Origin of the sequence: Kineococcus glutinatus, from assembly GCF_039542765.1 — a bacterium.
GTDB lineage: Bacteria > Actinomycetota > Actinomycetes > Actinomycetales > Kineococcaceae > Kineococcus_A > Kineococcus_A glutinatus.
Genome location: NZ_BAABIL010000270.1, coordinates 1 through 921 on the forward strand (window position 1 = coordinate 1; position 921 = coordinate 921).

Consider the following 921-nt stretch of genomic DNA (forward strand, 5'->3'; position numbering starts at 1 on the left):
GAGGACGTCGTCCCAGGTGATGCCGACGTCGGGGGTGAGGCGCTCGGTCATGAGCCGGGCGCGCTGCTCCCGGGAGGTGCGGCCGTCGAGCATGCTCTCCGCCAGCGCCGGGGAGGCGGGGTCGTGCAGGTAGGACAGCAGGTGTACGGAGGTGCCGCTCACGCGGCAGCTGATCTCGGTGCCGACCACCACCCGCACCCCGAGGCGCTCGCCCGCCGCGAGGGCCGCGGTCCAGCCGGCCGTCGTGTCGTGGTCGGTGAGGGCGACGACGTCGAGGCCGGCGCTCGCCGCGGACGCGACGACGTCCTCCGGCGGCTGCGTGCCGTCGGAGGCGGTGGAGTGGGTGTGCAGGTCGATGCGCACTCCCAGAGTTTAGGTGCCCGCGGGGGGTGCGACCTCACCGAGGGGCACCTGCACCGTGAGGAGCTGGCCGTCGCCGAGGTGCACGAGGGCGCGCCCGGGGTGCACGCGGCCCCCGACGGCGCTGCGCGGCAGCCGCACCCCGACCGCGTCGCCGTCCACCGCGTCCTGCGGTGAGAGCAGCGCACCGCGGCGGTTCTTGCGGACGTCGACCTGCCAGCCGGAGAAGCCGGCCCCCACCTCCCCGGCCCGGCCGGCCAGCACGACGGCGCAGCCGCGGTCGGCGGCACCGGCCACGAACGACTGCAACCAGTTGTCGGCGCGGACCGTGCGCAGCAGCTCGGCGTCGTCGACGACGAGCACCGCGGGGCCCGCCACCTCCCCCAGCACGGGCTCGAGCTCCTCGGCGGTGAGGTCGGCGCCGGTGAGCACCGCCCGCACGCCCGCCCGGCCCGCCAGGTCCCGCAGCGGCGAGGCGCGCGGCGCGGCGACGACGACGTCGGTGCCGTGCCCCAGCAGGGACGCCACCACCGACAGCAGCAGGGTGCTGCGGCCCGAGCG

At 77.1% G+C, this 921-nt stretch carries 1 protein-coding gene and 1 pseudogene; both read right to left on the reverse strand.

The window, feature by feature from the left end; translation table 11 throughout:
• Window positions 1-363, reverse strand: a 363-nt coding sequence (locus ABEB16_RS11050; RefSeq protein ID WP_345712306.1) for a PHP domain-containing protein, incomplete at its 3' end; no start/stop codon positions are given.
• 9 nt (window positions 364-372) lie between these two features.
• Window positions 373-921 (reverse strand): annotated as a pseudogene (locus ABEB16_RS11055) (FtsK/SpoIIIE domain-containing protein); the annotation flags it as partial.